This is a genomic window from Desulfogranum marinum (genome assembly GCF_016918565.1).
GTDB lineage: Bacteria > Desulfobacterota > Desulfobulbia > Desulfobulbales > Desulfobulbaceae > Desulfogranum > Desulfogranum marinum.
This window is the reverse complement of record NZ_JAFFQD010000041.1, coordinates 1-19479: the sequence shown is the minus strand read 5'-3', so window position 1 is coordinate 19479 and position 19479 is coordinate 1. Positions and strand designations below refer to the sequence as shown.

Here is a 19479-nt window from a genome sequence, read left to right as displayed (position 1 = left end):
ATATGAGCCGAAGCAAGTGGGCGACGATTGAACGGGCCAGAGATATTCTCGGCCTTGGCGATGAGGCCACGTTGGCGGAAATTAAACGTGCCTATCATCGATTATCGAAAAAATATCATCCCGACAGTGTCGATGGCACGGGGCAAGGTGATGCAGACAAAATGTATCAGCTCACCGCAGCCTATGAGCAACTCATGCAATATTGTGCGGAGTACCGATTTCCTTTGACTTCTCCCGGCAGGGCCGAGGTCGACCAATATGATCCTGAGGAATGGTGGCAGGAGCGTTTTGGAGAAGACCCGCTGTGGGGGACCGGGGGCCGCAGGCGTAAATAATGCCGAAGCTGACTGTCATCGTTCCATTGCGTGTGAAATATGGTAGCAAGGGGAAAAGGGAGCTCGAGAGTGAGCCGGAAAAGGCAGTGAGCAAAAAGAGTCTGGACAAAATGGGTAACTATTCAGCAGCACCCCAACTCACCACGATTTGCCCGCCCAGCATATCAATGTATCGAAGTCGGGGCTTATCTGTTAATCGGTCAGCTTGTGAACATTTGGAGCACTGCTGAACAGTTACAGCTCGGGGTAGATTGAGAGATTTTAGATCTTCGCTGAAGAGTTACAAGAATGGAGGGTACGAGGTGTGGTATCGACCAGGAGAATAATCGCTGGGTTACAATCGACTACAATTTTTTGGTGTTATTCTCGCTCTCTTTTTTTGCTTTGGAAAGGTTAGCTGCAACAGCATCATACTCAGCACAATACTCAAGCACCAGCTCTTTGCGAGCAGCAGGGCTCAGCAGCCAATAGCAGGGGCTGAGCATAAGTATTTTGATTGCTTGTTGCTGTGTCACAATCTCTTTTCCTAACCTTTCCTCTATTACGTTAAATATATTAGACACGTTTCATAAGAACTTTTGATACATTTGTAAATTCTTTTTCCGTTTTTTTTGAAAAAAAATACAAGCTGTTGCTTTTTGGATAGGCAGTCCTTTTCTACCTTGCTTGACAAAATCGATGGGGGTTGTTCATATGTTGTTTTTTTTGTTGAGCTATGTTGTATGCGACACAGGTGTGTCGGCAGGATAATATTATTTGGAGTCATTATGCGTATTCCCGAGATAATTAAGAACTCTGAACCTCGTGTTTCTTTAGAGTTTTTTCCCCCAAAATTACAAAGTGAGTGGCCTGTATTTCTGGACATTGCAACTAAATTAAAGGCCTTGAATCCGTCGTTTGTCTCTGTCACCTATGGTGCCGGTGGCTCGACACAGGATAATACCCTGGAAATTTGTAAAAAGCTGATTGAGGAATGCGGGGTTGAAGTGATGCCGCACCTTACCGGTGTTGCAGCAGATGAGAAGAAGATTGATGGTTTTCTACAAGCTCTGGCACCAATGGGTATCGATAATGTGCTGGCACTGCGGGGAGATCGGCCCGGAGATTTTTCAGGTACAGATAAAGAGCTTTTTTCAACCTTTCCCCATGCCTCTGATTTAGTAGCATATGTCCGTAAGCGTTGCCCGCAACTGGGGATTGGAGTAGCAGGTTTTCCAGAGGCGCATGTGGAATCGCCCTCCATTGCCGGGGATCTTGATGTAATGGAGAAGAAAGTGAGCAGTGGTGCGGATTTTATTATTACCCAGCTCTATTTTGATAACAGGGTCTATTTTGATTATGTGGAGCGCCTTCGGCATCGAGGAATCAACGTGCCTGTTGTTCCAGGAGTACTGCCCATACGCAATATGGGGTCTCTCAGGTTTATTCTTCAGCTCTGTAATGCCCGAGTTCCTGGACAGCTTGTGAATGCCTTGATGAAGGCAAACGATGAAGGCGGCAATGCAGCTGTTTATAAAATAGGAGTCGCCTATGCCAGGCAGCAGGTAAAAGAACTCCTGGAAGGTGGCGCACCCGGTGTTCATCTTTACACACTCAATAAGGCCGACATGTGTCTGGAGGTTATGGACGGTTTATATTAATCAACCCTGTATATTTTTCCCTTTTGATTTCCGTCCCTACTGTACTTTCTGCGCAGAGCCATTTTGCTGCATCAGGGCAGTTTTTTCTACTAACAGCTTATGGAGGCGTCTGCTCAGGAAAAAGGCAGATGCCGTAAGGCCGCAGATCAGGCCGATCCAGAATCCCTCAGGGCCCTGTTCCCTGCCACCCAGCTCCCCTAAACCCAACATATATCCTACCGGCAACCCTATACCCCAGTACGCCACCACCATTAGTACCATAGGAATTTTGGTATCCTTGAAGCCTCGCAAGGCTCCTGCGCAGTTAATCTGAATGGCGTCGGGTAGTTGAAAAAAGGCGGCAAAAATCATCAGGGATGCTGCCAATGCCTGGACGTCTGGATCCGGTGTATACATTGCGGCAATATATTTTGCCGAGGTGATAATAAACAGACAGGTGATGATCGCACAACAAAGGGCAATTGTCAGGCCGCTTTTCACTACCCTGGCCAGCCGTCTGTTTTGTTGTCTGCCAATTGTAAAGCCGACTCGTACAGTGAGTGCCATGGAAAGGCTGTATGGCACCATAAAAAGCAGAGAGGTAAAATTAAGTGCCACCTGATGGGCAGCAACGATCTCTGCTCCAAGCCTTGAGATAAGTAAGGCAATGACAGCAAAAATTGAGCATTCCACAAACAGAGAGAGCCCTATGGGGAGGCCGAGAAAAAGAAGTATGTGGATGGTTCGTATCAAGCGCGGGGCAAGGTGGTTAAAGAGGCCCAGGGAAGCTGTGCTGCGGTTTTTGCTCAACATGAAGGCCATGGCAATAAACATGGCGAGCATGGAAAGGGAGGTTGCCCAGCCGCACCCGACCCCGCCCATGGCAGGTATGCCGAATTTCCCATAGATGAATATGTAGTTGGCAATCACGTTTACCGTCAACCCTACAAACCCAGCAAACATGGAAAGTCGTGGCTTGGAAAAGCCGTCGCTCCCATTTCTCAATGCCAGGAAAAGGCCGGTTATGGGAAATCCCAGGGAAACGGCAAAGAGGTATTTTTCGGTGAGGGGGATGACAGCAGCATCCACATCCATCCATATCAGAAAAGGTGAAATAGACATGAGCAGGAACATTAATACTATCCCTGTAATTACACCGGTAAGCAGCCCTTGCTGCATTGCGGTGCGCATCCCCTTTGCATCGCTTCTGCCATGCGCTTGGGCAACAAGCGGCATAACAGCAGAAAGCAGACCAACCATAAAAAGAAACAGTGGTGTAAAAATGGAAGCTCCGACCGCCACTGCTGCCAGATCAACAGGGCTCACCCTGCCCGCCATGATGGTGTCGACAAATCCCATTGCTGTTTGCGAAAGTTGGGCAAGAATGATAGGGCCTGTCAGGCGTAATTGGCAAAGGCCTTCAAGGAGGTGGAGATTTTTAATTTTCATGATTGTTTTTAGCCCTTGGTGAACATTCTGTTCCCTTTATATCTCGTTTGCTTTCACTGTATCATCCTGAAAATAAAACTTAATTCAAAGATGGCAAAGTGTTGATGAGGACTCCGGGGTAGAGTTCGCCTTGGATGAATGAAGGAAAACGAATGTTCTGAACAAATGGGAACGCAAAAGTCAAGCCTAATACCTTGGCAGTACCACTGAAAGGAAGGAGCGAAGATGTTTTATTACTGCTGGACACTATTAAAAAACAGTTGACAATTATTTGCCTGATTAATAATTAGACATTCTAATTATTATATTTATTAAGCAAGCAGAGGTCGCAAACAGTGCAAAGAGAATCCCAGGAGCAGGCAAGGTACATATTCAAGGTTGGGAAGATGGTGCAGCATCACATCTTTTCCACCTTTGCCCGTTTGGAAACTGAAACCGAGGGCGGCGGAGGGCCGTTAGAGTTATCTGTTTCCCAGTTTAAATTGCTGATGACCGTTCGTCATCAAGGTGAGATCACGGTAAAAGAGCTTGCAGAAAAGTTAAATGTTTCTCCTCCTTCGGTCTCTGTTATGGTCGATAAGCTGGTTGATCGTAGTCTTCTGACCAGAGATCGGTCAAAACAGGATCGGCGCAAAGTCGTTATTCGGGTGAGCCCTGATGAAAAGGCATGTTTGGATGCCATGGAAGAAAAAGTGCTGCATGTGTTTACTCAGTTGTTGGAGGATGTTGGTCCTGAAATTGCCCAAAAATGGGAAGAAGTGCTGACCAAAGTCGAGCAAGTTCTGCAACCCGTGCAAAACGGGGAGTACTCAGAGAAAACCAAAGGAGAATTTCGTGAGCAATAAAGAGGAGCGTTCACCATCTATCTTTATTCGTCTGTTGGTTGTCTTGCTTGTTCTCGGTGCAGGGAGCGGCGGGTTTTTCGTTTTAAAAAAGCTGAAACAGCCGCCGCAGATGAAACCCGTCAAAGAACGTGCCCTGGCTGTAGAGGTGATGAAGGCCCAGCCAACAGACAGGCGTGTAATGCTGGGGGGATTCGGGGAGATAACAGCAACAACCAAGGTGGTGCTTTCATCTGAGGTGGCGGGGAGGGTGGTTTCCACTCATGAGCAACTGGAAGCAGGGAGGACCATTGCCAAGGGCACTGTACTGATCAATCTCGATGAGCAGGATTTTCAACTTGATTACGAAACAGCACTCTCCAGGCTAAAGACACTGAGGGGGGACCTTACCCTTGCTGAAAATGAACTGAAAAGATTAACCCAGCTTTATCGCAAAAATAAAGTAGGTACCCTGCCAAGTCTGGAGCAGGCAGAAGCGGCGGTAAACTCTATTGTCAACCAGATGCGTCAGATAGAGAAGGACCGTGATTTTGCAGAATTACGTCGTAAGCGGTGTGTCATTCGCGCTCCGTTTGACTGTCGGATTGTAGAGGTCAGTGTGGAAAAAGATGAATATGTCACCGCCGGCAAGCAACTTGTAACCATTGTTGATGACAGTACTCTGGAGGTACAGGTCGCTTTAGACAGCAGGGAGGCTGCCAACTGGCTAGAGCTGCAGGCAAAGACCAGTGGCGGGCCGGTCAATTGGTTCGGCCGACCGGAAAGCGTACCTTGCCGGATTACCTGGACCGAAAATGAAAGCCTTAGCGGCAAAGGTTGGCTTGATCGAATTGTGCGTTTTGATAAGCAAACACGAACCCTGGTGGTGGCTGTCAGGCTACAGCCAAACAGCAGTGCCCCATTTCCTTTAACAGAAGGCATGTTCTGTAAGGTGGAGGTGCCGGGAAAGATTCTTGAGGGGGTATATATCCTGCCGCGGCAGGCGGTGACCAATGAGCATACTGTGTATACGGTGGTAGAAGAACGTCTCCGGACCTCTCCGGTTACGGTTTTACGGATGGAAGGCCACAACGCATACATCAGTGGCGGGCTTAATCCAGGGGATACCGTAATTATTACCCGCTTGGAAAATCCCCTGGAGCATTCACTTGTCAACATCTCTGTTTCTGGAAAGACCCCATGAGGAAGGTGCTTGCCGCTTTTGCGGGAAATACGGTTTTCGCCAACATTGCGTTGATCATGATTTTTATAGCCGGCGGTTTGGCAGGGGCCAATATGCTTCGCGAGTCCTTTCCTCAGTTTTCCCTGGATCTGATTTCGATTGATGTTGCCTATCCCGGGGCCGACCCTGAAGAGGTTGAAGAGGGGATCAGCATAAAAATTGAGGAGGCATTGGAGTCGGTTGAAGGGATTAAGCAGTTTACCACTAAATCCTCGGAAAATATGGCCGCTGCATCTCTCGAGGTTCAGGGCGGATATGACGTGCTCAAGGTGCTTAATGACGTAAAGTCAAAAGTGGATGCAATTTCTACCTTTCCCTTGGATGCAGAACAGCCGGTTATTACTGAAGTCCTAATGCGCGAGTCGGTGACCATGCTGGCGCTTTCCGGCAACGTGACTGAAAAACAGCTCAAACAGTGGGCCGACGAGGTCAAGGACGAGGTCAAGGCACTGCCCGGTATTTCCCAGGTAGAGGTGTTTGGTTCCAGGGATTTTGAAATTTCCATTGAGCTTGCCGAACATCGGCTCCAGCAATATGGATTGAATTTTGCGCAAGTAGCTGATGCTATACGCCGTTCCAGCCTTAATCTCCATGGGGGAACAATACGGACCCAGGGCGAGGAAATACGGGTAAGAACCGTAGGGCGTAAATATACCGGCGAAGAGCTTGCTGAGATCGTTATTTTAACCGGGGAAAATGGCGAACTTGTTCGATTGGGCCGGCTGGCGGAAATTAATGACGGGTTTACCGAGGATCCTGTTCAAGCGCTTATCGACGGGATTCCGTCGGTTTTTGTGATGGTTTTTAAAACAACGGAAGAGGATTCCCTGAAGATCTCCAATACGGTAGCCGACTATGTTGCCACCAAGCAACAGATGCTGCCGCCCGGGATATCAATGGTGGAATTTTATGATAATACCGAAATTCTCAGAGCCAGGGTGAACCTGCTGGCCAGAAACGGCATTATCGGGATGGCGTTGGTCTTTTTTCTGCTTTGGCTCTACCTGGATCTGCGGCTTTCTTTTTGGGGAGGGCTTGGTATTCCCATCTCCCTTGCCGGTGGTTTTTTTGTGCTGTGGATGATTGGTGAATCCATCAACATGATTTCCCTGTTCGGTTTCATTATGGTGCTGGGGATTGTGGTCGATGACGCGATAGTAGTAGGAGAGGCGATCTATGTGCATCGCCTGCAAGGCAAACCACCCCTCCGTGCTGCGGTAGATGGAGTGGACGAAGTCGGCATGCCGGTTATTGCTGCCATTCTCACCAGTGTGATTGCCTTTTTTCCACTTTCCCAGGTTGGCGGTGTTATGGGGAAGTTTATAGCTATTTTGCCGGCAGTGGTTATCTCCTGCCTGTTGATATCTCTGCTGGAGTGTCTTTTTCTACTACCGGCGCACCTGAGTCATTTGCCGGATATGAGCCGGCCCAAAAGATATAAAAATCCTGTATCAAGAGGGCTTGTAGGCTTTCAACAGTTCATGCAAAGGGGGATGGAGCGGTTTGTCGACGGCAAATATATGCGATTGCTCGATCATATACTGCGCTGGCGCTATGTCTCGTTGGCAACAGCCTTGTCCATTTTGCTGCTTACCTTGGGGCTGGTTCAGGCAGGGTTGGTGAAATTTCAAGTGTTTCCTAAAATTGATGGATTTGTCATTACTTCCACTGTTGAATTCCCTGATGGGACGCCTCCAGGAGTAACACTAAATGCACTGGAACGGATCGAGACTGCGTTTGTAGAGGTGGCTGATACGACACCGACACTGACTGGCGAGCCGATGATAAAAAAACGTCTTTCCCTGGTCGGGCAGACGTTGAGCAATACCATGGGCAGAGTTGGACCTAATCTTGGTTCAGTCCAGGTCCTGCTCCTTGGGTCCGAATACCGTGGGGTTCATTCCAACGATCTGATGGTGAAGTGGGAGCAGGCAATAGGTGCGATTCCGGGAGTAAAGTCACTGACCTTTGAAGGGTTGTCTGCAGGACCGGCTGGAGCGGAGATTGAAGTATGGCTTCAGGGGCATGATATGGCAGAAATCAATGATGCTGCAGACAATCTGCAGCAGGAGCTCAGCACTTTTGACGGCGTTTTTCAGGTGCGCTCCGATTTCAGCCCGGGAAAGAACGAGCTGCGCCTCCAGCTCAAACCCCAGGCCCGGACGCTAGGCCTGACCGTCAATGACTTGGCCGAGCAGGTCAATGCATCCTTTTTTGGTAAAGAGGCCTTCAGGCTGCAACGCGGTCAGGATGATATTCGCGTGAAGGTGCGGTACACAAAGGATGAGCGCAGTACCCTTGCCGGTTTTGAAGCGATGCGGATCAGAACGCCCGGTGGGAAAGAAGTGCCGCTATTGTCGGTGGCTGACCTGGAAAAGGCCGCTGGGTATTCAACCATTACGCGCACGGATGGGCTGCGAAGAGTGGCAGTCACTGCGGAAGTGGATGCGAAAAGGGCCAATGCCAATGAAATTTTTGCCGAACTGGATAAAGGATATTTTCCCCGGCTTATGGAAGAGCACCCAGGCGTAAAGATATCTTTACAGGGGGCGAAAAAAAATCAACGTGAGTCGTTTGACAGTCTCAGGGTCACCTTTCCATTGGCAATCATAGGTATTTTTGTCATCATTGCCACCATCTTTCGTTCGTATATTCAGCCGATGGTGATTCTTTTTACCATACCTTTCGGGATTATCGGGGCAGTGCTTGGACATCTTGCTCTGGGCTACGATCTTTCTATAATGTCTATTTTCGGAATGGTTGCTCTGACCGGGGTGGTGGTCAATGATGCGATTGTGCTTATCGAGAGGGTGAATGAAAATGTCGCCGAAGGTATGCCTTTTCTAGAGGCTGTTAAACAGGCTGGGCGAAGAAGATTTCGGGCGATTTTTCTGACCACGGTTTCCACGGTGGGTGGCTTGGCTCCCCTGATCATGGAAACTGATATGCAGGCAAGATTTCTTATTCCCATGGCGCTGTCCCTGGCAGCAGGGGTTATGTTTGCTACCATTCTTACCCTGGTGCTGATTCCGAGCTTGTTGGTCATTGTCAATGATATGCGCAGAGGGGTGAGAAGGGTGAAAACCGGTAGCTGGCCGAAGCGTGAAGAGGTAGAGCCTGCTGCATTGAGAAGGGAAGATAGAATGGTAATGAATTGATGTTGTTATTAGTTTTTATGTCATGTGTTGCTTTTGAAAAGTCTTGGACTTGAAGGGTGCTCATGGTATGGACAGATGATTCTTAATCCCTGCGTGGGGTGGCATCCTCAACCAGGAGAGTTGGTAATCAGGAGGAATAAATGAAAAAATATATACTGGTAGTTGCCTGTTGCCTGTCGCTTGTCGGCATGAAGGCCCAGGCAACAGAAGAGCAGGTGGAAGTCCCGGATTTATCCAGGATTGAAGTGTTGAATTTGCGTACTGCCCAGGAAATAGCGCTTGCAGGCAACCCGGATATGGTCTCTGCCCAGGCAAGGATTGAGCAGGCTAGAGCCAGGGTGAATCAGGCTGTTGCCGCATGGTGGCCAAGTGTCGATCTGACCGCTGTTGGTCAGAAAGAAAGGCTTTCAGACAGCGCATACGAGACTAGTCAGGCGTTAGCCTCATTGTATGGAGCCACCGCTGATAGAACAAATGACAATTTTAGTACTGGTCTCCAGGCAACCTGGCTCCTGTTTGATGGTTTTTTTCGTAATTTTAACGAAAAAAAGGCTCGCTACGATGAAGAAGCAAACATCTCCGGATTGCTCAATTCGCAAAGGCTGTTGGTGGTATCAGTTGCAGAGGCTTTTTTGAATGCCCAGCTTGCTCAGACAAATGTTGATATTGCCAAGGCAGATAAAGCCTTTTACACACGACAATTGGAAGATGCGCAGAACCGATACGATGTCGGTGCCGGTCCCTGGGGTGATGTGCTGAATATTAAAGTGCAGTTGAACTCTGCTGAAACGAACCTGATGCTGAATCAGCGAGAGTTTGAAGCGGCAGGATACGGCTTGGCGGCTTTGCTGGGTATACCTGACGCCGCCTTTCCAGCCCATGTGCGGTTAGAAGCCTTGGACCGTGAATTTGTCACTGAAAATTTTGAGGAAAATGTTGAACAACTTCTTCAAGAAGCGCTTGTTGCTCGTCCAGACGTACGTCGCCAAGAATTGAATGTTAAACAGGCCGAAGCAGGCACCGGTCTTGCTGAAGCGCCTTTTTACCCGACCGTTCAGCTTGCTGGTGCGGTGAATGGCGCCAGGCAGGGTGATGTAAGCGTTACCGGTGATGATTTTGGCAATAGCGTTTCAGTCAATATCGCCTGGAACCTTTTTGCCGGAGGAGCAGACAAGGCTCGCCTGGCTGAAGCGAAACAGGCAAAAAGAGAAGCCCGTTACGCTCTGCTTAATTTACGGAATCAGGTCGCTTCTGAAATCCGCCAGGACATTGCCCTGCTCGAAGCCGCTCAGGAGCAGGTCCGGCTACAGCGGGAAACAGTTGGTTTAGTCGAAGAAAATCGTGATCTGGCAAAAAATGAATATGAGGCAGGGGAAGCCTCCTTGGTACGGCTTAATGAGGCGCAACGGGATCTGAGCACCACCTACGGACGACTGGCACAGGCTTTGGTCGGCTACCACCGAGCCTTGCAGCGTTTGGATTCGGCAACTGGTCGTAATCTTACAGGGTTAGTTATGGAAAACGGACAAGAGTAATGGCTGCCATCGGGTCCTCAGAACTGGTTGTTGACCAATCGGCCATTGACGCCAATGGGCATGTCAACAATGTTCACTATATACAATGGATGCAGGATGCGGCAATGGCCCATTCTGCATCCTTGGGATGGCCTTATGAGCGATATGTGGAATACGGTGCGACTTGGATTATACGTTCTCATTCCATAGAATATCTGCACTCGAGTTATGCCGGAGATACATTAATCGTCTACACCTGGGTTAACCAAATTAAAAAATTCAGGTCGCTTCGTAAATTTAAGTTTTACCGGCCTGCCGATGATACAGTTATTGCCAGGGCTGAGACGCTTTTTATTTTCTGCGATATAGCAAGCGGCCGTCCCCGTTCCATTCCTCCTGAAGTGCAGCAAGTCTATAAGATGGTCAGTGAAGAAGATGAGCCATAAGCTCCTTTTTTCATGAGTGTTCGTGCTCTGCGCCGGGGGGTAAACCTGGCGCAGATCGTTTAGTCTACTCTTTCCCCATCAATCGTTTGAAGTTTGCCTCTGTTATATCGGGCGCACCGTAATTTCTGAACTGCACCCTGCCGTTGCTGTCCGCAACCAGAATAGTTGGCACTCCGCGAACCATATATTGCTGGGTAATTGCATTGTTTGCGTCAAAAACTGTCGGGTATGCCATGTCTGTTTTTTTCACAAACGAGCGCGCCCTCTTGATCGAATCGTTGACGGCGATGTTGATGCCGATAAACTCCATTCCCTGTTTTTTATATTTTTCTACCAGCTGGTTAATTTTTGGCGCCTCTACTTTGCAGTTAGGGCACCAGGAAGCCCAGAAAACAAGCATCACCGGCTTTTTGCCAATGATTGTACTCATGTCGATAACATTGCCGTTCAAGTCTTTTTGCTTGAACGGTTGAAGCTTTTCTCCCAGTTGTATTGCTGAAGCAAAGGCAGGGGAAATGACAAGAAAAGCGAAAAGAAAAATAAGAACACGACTTCTGCGCATGGAGTTATCCTCGTTTCCTAGTAGTTGGTGGTAGATGAAACAAAATGATAGGCATCAAATAAAAAGCATTCCAGCTTTTATGAAAAAATATTCAGCCAGGGCAATCATGATAAAGCCCATGGCTTTTTTAATTGTGGCCATCCATGAGCCTGATTTCGGAATGGCTGCCAGTATGCTGGAAAAGGTACCGACTCCAATGAGTATTGTCCCCATGCCAAAAGAAAAAATAAAGAGCAGCAGGCCACCAGTTAAAATGTTTTGAGTGGTTGCCACGTAAGCAAGTAGTACCCCCAGAACTGGAGCTGTGCATGGACCTGCAACAAATGCCGATAAAATACCCGCAAAAAACACGCCGAAAAAACCCTTGGTCTTGGCGGTAATGTTATGGCTGAAGTAGGGCATGGTAAAGACATCGAGCATGCCGAGGCCGAAAAGGAGGATAATATTGCCCACCAGGAGAAAGGTCAGCGGGTGGCTGTTTACTGTCCCGAAAAAACGGCCGGTTGCAGCAGCAAAAATTCCCAATCCGGCGTAGGTGATTGCCATGCCGAAAACATAGGTAACTGACAGTAAAAAACCTCTGGCTCTCGATCCACCGATATTTGAATGGCCGACCACTCCGGCAGTAATGGGGATCATTGGATAGATACAGGGGGTGAGGCTTGCCAGTAACCCGCCCAGGTAGGCTATGCCAATGGAGAGTAGCAGTGATGTCTGGAGCGTTGTTTCAAGTTGACTTAAAAAATGTTCCATGGCTCTATTCGTAGGTAAGGATATTGACTGTATGGGAATGGTCTTTTGAGACAGGGTTGTGTTTTGATTTCCTTAGCATTAATGATAATCATTCCACAATAATCTGTTGCAAGTGAATGTAAAGGGTAGAACGGCAATAGAGGTGCGGCTAATGGGCTGAGTAAAGGAGTTTTAGGTGGAAGTTATTGGAGTTCGGCTATCCAACTGTCTGGTAATGTTAGTTTTGATGTAACAGGGGCAAGCTGAGGATATCCTGTTGCCCCTGTTTATATGGCAGGGTTGACCGGGGGCTTGATGTATTCAAGCCGTTTAGAAAGTGTAATGAAACATAAGAGAGGCTACGGGATAGTATTGAAAATAGTCTAAATCTTCTTCAATGGCCTTTTTTTCATGCTCAAGGGCCTGTAAGATGATTGGATTGTCAGTGTATGCGTCAAGTGGTGGTGCTGCTGCTAGCGTTAAGCTGGAGACCGTTGGTGCGCCTTGAAAAAGTACTCCCATCTCAAAGGAAACCCCCCAACCTCTTTCCTGCTCTACATTGCTGTTCCAGCCGATACCTACATAAGGGGCAAAGGTGTTGAACTCTACTGTGCCATTGAGCTTGATGGAGTCTTTTAAGGGATCAACAACGCTGCTGTAATTTGAGGGAATTGTGCTGTCTCCCCAGAATTCTTCTCGAGGAGAACCGGTCAGGGCAATCTCGTTGTTGTTGATGAAAACGCCACCGGTAATACGAAAACTGCCAGAAAATGGATACACATCCAGAAGCAGAGAAGCATTTTTAAACTCTGGTTCCATTTCATAATCAATGTTGGAGACAGTCGAATCAAAAGAAAATTGAAGGTAGTTGGCACCGCCCCGAAGGTGCAGTATTTCGTTTAGCCCGAGGTCGACCTCTGCTCCAATCCCTAATGTACCGGCTTTGACACCGACTCCAATGTTGCCTTGTTCTCCGGCACTGGCCTGAGAGAAAATCAAACACGTCAAACAACTTGTGAGCAGGGCGTATCTTGCTTTCATATACATTCCTTGTAGTCTTTATACATAAGAGGGTGAAGAGTTGGAACTACAGGGGCATGCACATTGTGAGCCAAGATGAAGTCGTTGTTTTTCTGTTGTAATTTTAGATGGTTAAAAAAAGAAAATTCGCAGGTAGTTTAAAAAGAGAGGAACTTGTCAATTTTTCGTCAAATTATACCCTGTCTGCTTTTTCTGCGGAAGATGAGCAGAAGCAGGGGGGATGTATCAATCCTCTGGTGAGCATTTTGTTAATTTTGAACTTTATTCATTTTAACGCATGACTTTGAAATGAGGTGTTTTCAAAAATGGCAAAATGCTCATGAGTAATTCGGGTGGCCCTGTTCTTTTCCTATAAGTGCCGCGCCAATGGCGTTGCCCACTTCAAAATGTTCAGGAAAAGTAACTGTGGTGTGCAGACGTTTGGCGATTTCAGGAAGAAAATATTTTGCTGCGGCGCCAATGCCTATTATGGGGAGATCCAACGAAAAGTGAATGGAAAAGAAATCGCTACTTTGTTTGTTGAGCAGCACTGCGGCCTGCTCCATGGACCATGTGGTGCGCGCCAGATAGGTCAGAATTATTTTTTCAATCGCATTGCCGGCTGTGGTAACTGACTGCTTGCAGAAAACTTCCGGTGACAGACTCATTTCAGCGGCCAGTACTCTGGCTCCTGCCTGGCTTGCAGCTGCATTACCGATGGAAAGAAGGCCCATGGCATGCAAAGCATCTGTTGGCGTAAACCCAGCGAGAATAACATGCTGGTCATAGGCAAGTCGTTCAAGTTTTTTTTCCAGAGCAATACCCTGGATGCCTGTTGCCATCTCAATCTTACTGGGGCTGGCAGGTCCATTAGCCGCCAAGTATTGGACAACAGGGTCTGCGAGCTGCTGGTCCTTGTTTGTTTCCACTGGAAGAACCAGGTAGGCATCTTTACCGGTCTTGAGCCACTGCTTAGGATCAGGCAGGTCTGGGGTCATTGCCAGTGGTTGTACCCGGTAAGGGTGGAGCGAAATCTCTCCTTTGCGGTCGCACTTGATATGACTATCACCGCCTCCGGCTGCGGTGTACATGTCTACGGCATCAACATGGGTGCGCCATTGCCCTATGCGGCACCCTTCCTTGCTCATGGTTGGTGCGCCGTCTTTGACCAGGCAGATGTCGGTTGTTGTCCCTCCGATGTCAACGATCAATGCTGTTTTATGTTCACTTGCTGCACCGAATCGTGCAGTGGCGGCAGGACCGCTGGCCATGGTGACTGCAGCGCGCGCAACGGTTTTTTCCAGAGAAGCACCTGTCCCGTCGCCGCATATAATGGTAACCGGACACTCCAGGCCAAGGGCGAGCATTGCTCGCTGGATGGATGACAGAAAGCTGACCATCAGCGGCTGAAGTTTGGCATGGAGGCAGGCTGTTGCAGATCGTTCAAGCATTCCAGGGTGGGTGGAAACCTGGTGTGAACAAAAAACAGGCTTTCCAGGGTCCACAAGTGATATGGCTTTTTCCGTTACAAGCTCATGGGTAGGGTTTTGAATCGACATGGCACCGCACACCGCATAGCTGTCAACTTCGTTGCGCAAACCCTGCAGCATGTCTACCAACTCTTCCATGTCAAGGGGCTGGTCTTCCTCTCCGGTAATTGTATGGCCACCCTTGAGAAAGATGTTGGCAACTATGGGAAGTTTAAAATGGCGTACATGGCCCAGGACAAACAGTGCCACCCGCGCCCCATGCCCTTCCACAACTGCATTGGTTGCCAATGTAGTGGAGACCGCAAGCTGGGTAACAGATTCCGGCGCAATGTCAGCGGCAAAAAGCTTGGTAAGCGCTTTGGCAACGCCAATACTTAAATCATGATGGGTGGTGCGTTCTTTAGCCTGTTGGGCAACCTTTCCCGTTGCCGTGTCCAGGAGGACCGCATCGGTAAAGGTCCCTCCGGTGTCGATGCCAATACAGTATGTACTCATGGTATGAAATGGGGTTGTTGATAAGCTTTGAAAAATGATTTGTTACTACTCAACATAAAAGGTGACAACTTACGGGGTATGTAAATCCCTGGTTTCACTAGTTTTAAATCTGTAACTGCTCTCAGGTTGCCAAGATTTGGGTAAGCGCGATTGGCAGCTATCCCGGATTTCTCATGAACTTTTTGATCTTAAACTCAATTAATTGATATTATTGTTTAAAGAGTAATTGTACAATTAACAGTCTGTTTTTCGTTTTCAATCAAAAAGTTCCCCCTTCGGGTCAATAGATTTTTCCGCAGGATCTGCGTTACAAGTCACTTGCGGTAGTTTACTACAGCTACGCGGCTTGTGCCTTGCCCTGCGAAAAACTTTATTGATGAAAATTCCGGCTATAGCCCCTCTATGCGGACAATCGTGATCACCCGAAGATGGGTGACCTGTGAGCAATTACCATAAAAGAACGGTTGATACCACTCTTACGGTGGATGCGCAAGCGAAGGATGGAATGAGACTGCCGGTGGCGGGGAAATTTTGCGAACGGAATCAAAAGCAAAAAAAAAGCCCGGTCAATAAATGACCGGGCTAAAATTGGCTCCTTGGGAGGGACTCGAACCCCCGACAAGGTGGTTAACAGCCACCTGCTCTACCAGCTGAGCTACCAAGGAACAAATGTTTGATGCTGCGAACTGTCAAATTGTGAGTGGGGTATATATCCCGACAGAGAGAGAACGTCAAGAGAAAAAATGCTTAGCTATTCATAAAAATCAATTTTTAGTTCTGTGCAGGTTGGCTTTAGCCTGAAAATGAAAGGATATTTATGTCTGTAAAGTTTAGGTAATCTCATATTATCAGGGCTTTACCGGATATTTTCGCTAAGGGCGCTTCCATAACAGGCAATGGGTGAGCGCAGGAGGGCTTTTTCTCTTTGTCATCTGCTGAGTACTTAGTGCTGGGTGGGGAAGTCAAGGCTTCCCTCGGGGGGAGCTGCAGTTTAATTGTCACCGGTAACCACTTATTGTATCCCTGCAGATAGCATTTGTGAAAAGCTGACTCGATTTGTTGAATCATTTTGAGCAAAATGTGTATGAGCCGGCTAAAGAGACCCTGAAATCGTATGTGGGGCAATAGGGCAAGCCGGCCAGTTTTAAAAAGAGCGAGATGTTTTCTACAGGTTGCATTCAGTCCAGTCAAAAAAATGAAATAAGTTAGCTTAAAATGCTTGCAATCTTTTTCTCAACAGAGTAGATAAGCGGGGCTCTCAGTGAACAGCACTTCGAGTCGGGGCGTAGCGCAGCCTGGTTAGCGCGCCTGCCTTGGGAGCAGGAGGCCGTAGGTTCGAATCCTACCGCCCCGACCATTTATATAAGAAAAGCCGAACAGTTACATGCTGTTCGGCTTTTTCTTTTTTGTGGAAATTCGAGGCAGGGTGTCGCTTGTTCCAGTTTTTTGTGTTGATGATTATTTCCTGTAATATCAACGTGTAAGTGGTGATACTGCTTGTGGGCCTATTAGTTTGAGACCTCCTGCCTCCGCGACTAGTGGGCAGGGGAGCTAATTTTCAAGTAGTGTTTCCCGGTTCAGTAATCTCATACCCGATAGATTTGTAGCCACTGAGTCTTCTTTTATACATCCTTGCAAGCATTGGTATTGACTCGTCCAGGTAATCATAAATACGAACTTCCTTCTTCCTATCATACTGACGGTGGAGTCGCCCTGCGTATTGTTGAATCGTTCCTTTCCATGAAATAGGGAGAGCTAAAAACAAGGTGTCGAGCCTTGCATCATCAAAACCTTCACCAATATAACGGCCAGTTGCGAGGATAATACGCTCATCATCTTTATCGATATTTTTCAGTTGTTCGTAGGCAGAATCTCGTTGCTTCTTGCTCATTCCACCTTTAAGGATGACGATGTTTTTCACTTTACCTTCTAAAAGATCCGCTATGATTTGAAGGTGCTCAGTTCTTTCTGTGAGTAACAGGGGAGAGCGGTTACTTTTAAGCGATTCAAGAATATCTTCGCAGATCAAGTCATTCCTGGTTTTATCGGCAATGAGTTTTTGATAAATTTCATAGAGAGCTGGTTGTTCATTTTCAAATGGGACATGGAATCCAGTTTGTTTAATGTTTACAAAATGATTGAACGTACTGTCTGCAGTTGCCTCCTTGCTACTATATCTGTATCTGATCGGTCCACATTGCATGATAATGATTGGGTGATGGCCATCTTTCCTGACTGGCGTAGCTGTTAGCCCTAGGACGTAATTTGCTTTCACCTTTTTCATCAGTTGCTCAAAACTTAGAGCTGCAACGTGGTGACATTCGTCGACGATTACGTGTCCATATTCTGCGACAATATCGTCCACAACACCTTTCCGGCATAAGCTTTGGATGACAGCAACGTCTAGCTTGCCTGTAATATGTTTTTTACTTCCACTTAGTTGGCCAATCTCTTTTGGTTCAATTCCTAGAAATACTGAAAGTCTTTCTCTCCACTGGTCCATTAGCTGTTTTCGGTGTACGAGGACAAGGGTGTTTCTCTTTCTCACAGCAATCAGTTTTGCGGCAACAACAGTCTTGCCAAATGCAGTTGCCGCGCTGAGTATCCCTATGTCATGTTTTCGTAATTCTTTTACAGCGTGCTTTTGCTGTGTCCTGAGCTTGCCTTTGAAGCCTACTCGTAAAGGTTTCCCTTTGAAACGTTCGTCGATTATCTTGATCTCGACTCCGAGGCTGTTGAATAAGTTCTCTGCATCTGGAAAACAGCCTCGTGGTAGCCCGATATGTTTTGGAAACTCTTCTGAGCAAAATAGAATTCTGCTTAGATTGTAAGTGGATCTTCTCATTGCCTGTGCTTTATAAAACTCAGGATTTTGAAATGCAGCCAGTTGGATCAGTTGGTTCTGTAATCCAGCTGATAAACCCTCTTTCTCAAAGTAAATTAAATCTCCAAGAACGATTGAGATCTGTTTCGGTACTGGATAGTTTGCTGTAGATAGTTTCTGGGCACCAGAGGGTGGCTGTGTCCATGGGTCTTCGGCATTATCTTCTTCAAGTGTGCTGCCTTTTATACAAAGAATTGATTTTTCATTTGCTGCTTGTGAAACAAGCTTTTCGATTTTTTCTGGAGTGAATTTCTCTATTGAAAAAAGGTACGCCCATTGATCTGGGAATGGTTGGAAGTCTCCATCAAGGAATACGCTATTTCCTTTTTCTCTTGGAGCTTTTTGCAGAGGTAAAGCAATCAAATTGCCAAAACCTCCTTTGGGCATTGTGTCTTGATTAGGAAATAGACGGTCATAGGATTTGAGTCCTATCTGGTGCCTTCTCTCCATCGTTTTTGTTAGGATAGCACTACCGAGTTGTCTTGCAAGTGATGCTTGTACTGGTTCATTGAAGAAAATCCAAACGTGTCCTCCTTTACCAGACCGGGAGCGTTCTAATGCTGCTGGAACTTTTAGAGAATGACACGTATCTAAAAATGCTGAAACATCATCAACCCATTCTGTACCATCAAAATCAACAGCAAGAAACCAGCACAAATCTCCTGGTAATAATGGGTAGACACCGATAGTTTGCTTTCCTGCAAGATGGTCATAGATCACATTGTCCGTAACAGCTACATACTGACGGTTTTGGCACTTATTACATTTTGTGCGAGGTTTGTCACAATAAGCCGGATTCCATTCATTGCTGCAAACCGGGGAATATCCAGAATTGTTGTTCTTTGATTCCCAGCGTTTGGGATAAACATCTTCCCTTCCACGAAATAGTTGCCTGAACAGTGCAATTTTTTTTTCGGTAGATGATTGAGAATGGATTTGGGAAGGAGTTGATGTTGGTTGGTGAACTTTTACTTGAGTTATAGTCAAGTCTGGTGTTCGAAGAATGATTCCTAAACGACAGCTCTGTCAGATTCTTCGCTCACTATTGGAGCCACAGGCTCCCCATCTTTAAATTGAACTCCTTGTATTACATCTGCAAGCAGTTTAAAACCTCTCAACCTTCGCCACCTTTTTTGAGCACTTTGGCCGAGCTTAAAAACCATGGATAAAATTGTGTGCCTGGCAACGCAGCCTCGAGTTTTTGCAGTCCTAAGACGAACCGTCGCGAAAGTCGACTCAATAGGGTTTGAAGTCCGTATATGCTGCCAATGGGCTGCTGGAAAATCATAAAACGCCAGCATGTCGTCTTTATCTTTCTCGAGACATTCCATTGCTTTCGGGTACTTTGCCTCATAGGTTGACGTTGCAATGTCAAAGGCCGAATAAGCTTCTTCTTTCGTCGGCGCCATCCATATCTCATGAAGTGCCTGCTTGACCTTGGGCTGAATACTCTTTGGCAGCTTGTTCAATACATTTGCGGTCTTGTGCACCCAGCAACGTTGATGAGTTGTTGTGGGGTAGACTTTTCTTAATGCTTTCCAAAAGCCCATTGCACCGTCGCCAACAGCCAATTTAGGAGCGCGTTTCAGCCCCTGAGCTTTCACCCTCAATAACAACTCAGACCAACTTTGCTCTGACTCTCTAAAGCCATCTTCAATGGCAATAAATTCTTTTCTCCCTTGCTCGGTGACACCAATAACAACAAGGATGC

General features: G+C 47.2%; 15 protein-coding genes and 2 tRNA genes. 8 read left to right on the top strand and 9 right to left on the bottom strand.

The window, feature by feature from the left end; genetic code table 11:
* Nucleotides 1–2: 2 nt before the first annotated feature.
* On the top strand, nucleotides 3–335 hold the full coding sequence (locus tag JWH17_RS18720; protein WP_205224191.1) for a J domain-containing protein: 333 nt from the start codon (nucleotides 3–5) through the stop codon (nucleotides 333–335).
* 344 nt (nucleotides 336–679) lie between these two features.
* Here the strand turns inward: JWH17_RS18720 and JWH17_RS18715 are convergent, their stop codons facing one another.
* Nucleotides 680–850, bottom strand: a complete 171-nt coding sequence (locus JWH17_RS18715; RefSeq protein WP_205224190.1) for a hypothetical protein — start codon at nucleotides 848–850, stop codon at nucleotides 680–682.
* 252 nt (nucleotides 851–1102) lie between these two features.
* Between JWH17_RS18715 and JWH17_RS18710 the strand changes: the two genes are divergently transcribed.
* On the top strand, nucleotides 1103–1975 hold the full coding sequence (locus tag JWH17_RS18710) for a methylenetetrahydrofolate reductase (protein WP_205224189.1): 873 nt from the start codon (nucleotides 1103–1105) through the stop codon (nucleotides 1973–1975).
* A 36-nt stretch (nucleotides 1976–2011) separates the two neighbouring features.
* Here JWH17_RS18710 and JWH17_RS18705 read toward each other — a convergent pair whose 3' ends face one another.
* A complete protein-coding gene (locus JWH17_RS18705) occupies nucleotides 2012–3403 on the bottom strand; it encodes an MATE family efflux transporter (RefSeq protein ID WP_205224188.1) in 1392 nt (463 codons plus the stop codon).
* 335 nt (nucleotides 3404–3738) lie between these two features.
* Between JWH17_RS18705 and JWH17_RS18700 the strand changes: the two genes are divergently transcribed.
* The 5 genes from JWH17_RS18700 to JWH17_RS18680 all read left to right on the top strand — a co-directional run bounded on the left by JWH17_RS18700 (nucleotide 3739) and on the right by JWH17_RS18680 (nucleotide 10585).
* On the top strand, nucleotides 3739–4248 hold the full coding sequence (locus JWH17_RS18700) for a MarR family winged helix-turn-helix transcriptional regulator (protein ID WP_205224187.1): 510 nt from the start codon (nucleotides 3739–3741) through the stop codon (nucleotides 4246–4248).
* Entirely contained in the window at nucleotides 4238–5428 is a 1191-nt protein-coding gene (locus JWH17_RS18695) for an efflux RND transporter periplasmic adaptor subunit (protein WP_205224186.1), read from the top strand. The genes JWH17_RS18700 and JWH17_RS18695 overlap by 11 nt, the downstream gene beginning before the upstream one ends.
* On the top strand, nucleotides 5425–8625 hold the full coding sequence (locus JWH17_RS18690) for an efflux RND transporter permease subunit (RefSeq protein ID WP_205224185.1): 3201 nt from the start codon (nucleotides 5425–5427) through the stop codon (nucleotides 8623–8625). Before JWH17_RS18695 ends, JWH17_RS18690 begins: the two co-directional genes overlap by 4 nt.
* 140 nt (nucleotides 8626–8765) lie before the next feature.
* On the top strand, nucleotides 8766–10160 hold the full coding sequence (locus tag JWH17_RS18685; RefSeq protein WP_205224184.1) for a TolC family protein: 1395 nt from the start codon (nucleotides 8766–8768) through the stop codon (nucleotides 10158–10160).
* Complete coding sequence (locus tag JWH17_RS18680; protein ID WP_205224183.1) at nucleotides 10160–10585, top strand: acyl-CoA thioesterase; 426 nt, start codon at nucleotides 10160–10162, stop codon at nucleotides 10583–10585. Before JWH17_RS18685 ends, JWH17_RS18680 begins: the two co-directional genes overlap by 1 nt.
* A 64-nt stretch (nucleotides 10586–10649) precedes the next feature.
* Here JWH17_RS18680 and JWH17_RS18675 read toward each other — a convergent pair whose 3' ends face one another.
* The 5 genes from JWH17_RS18675 to JWH17_RS18655 form a co-directional block, all read right to left on the bottom strand.
* Entirely contained in the window at nucleotides 10650–11147 is a 498-nt protein-coding gene (locus JWH17_RS18675; protein WP_205224182.1) for a TlpA family protein disulfide reductase, read from the bottom strand.
* Nucleotides 11148–11201: 54 nt separating this feature from the next.
* A complete protein-coding gene (locus JWH17_RS18670) occupies nucleotides 11202–11900 on the bottom strand; it encodes a cytochrome c biogenesis protein CcdA (protein WP_205224181.1) in 699 nt (232 codons plus the stop codon).
* A 309-nt stretch (nucleotides 11901–12209) separates the two neighbouring features.
* Entirely contained in the window at nucleotides 12210–12920 is a 711-nt protein-coding gene (locus JWH17_RS18665; protein ID WP_205224180.1) for a hypothetical protein, read from the bottom strand.
* 317 nt (nucleotides 12921–13237) lie between these two features.
* A complete protein-coding gene (locus tag JWH17_RS18660; RefSeq protein ID WP_205224179.1) occupies nucleotides 13238–14884 on the bottom strand; it encodes a hydantoinase/oxoprolinase family protein in 1647 nt (548 codons plus the stop codon).
* 589 nt (nucleotides 14885–15473) lie between these two features.
* Nucleotides 15474–15549 (bottom strand) — tRNA-Asn (locus tag JWH17_RS18655).
* Between the two features lie 614 nt (nucleotides 15550–16163).
* Here JWH17_RS18655 and JWH17_RS18650 point away from each other — a divergent pair.
* Nucleotides 16164–16241: transfer RNA gene (locus tag JWH17_RS18650), tRNA-Pro, on the top strand.
* Nucleotides 16242–16442: 201 nt separating this feature from the next.
* On the opposite strand, the gene JWH17_RS18645 is transcribed toward JWH17_RS18650, so the two are convergent.
* Nucleotides 16443–18755, bottom strand: a complete 2313-nt coding sequence (locus JWH17_RS18645) for a TOTE conflict system archaeo-eukaryotic primase domain-containing protein (RefSeq protein ID WP_205224178.1) — start codon at nucleotides 18753–18755, stop codon at nucleotides 16443–16445.
* A 23-nt stretch (nucleotides 18756–18778) separates the two neighbouring features.
* Nucleotides 18779–19479 (bottom strand): IS256 family transposase (locus JWH17_RS18640; protein WP_205224177.1); only part of this gene is annotated, 701 nt, incomplete at its 5' end.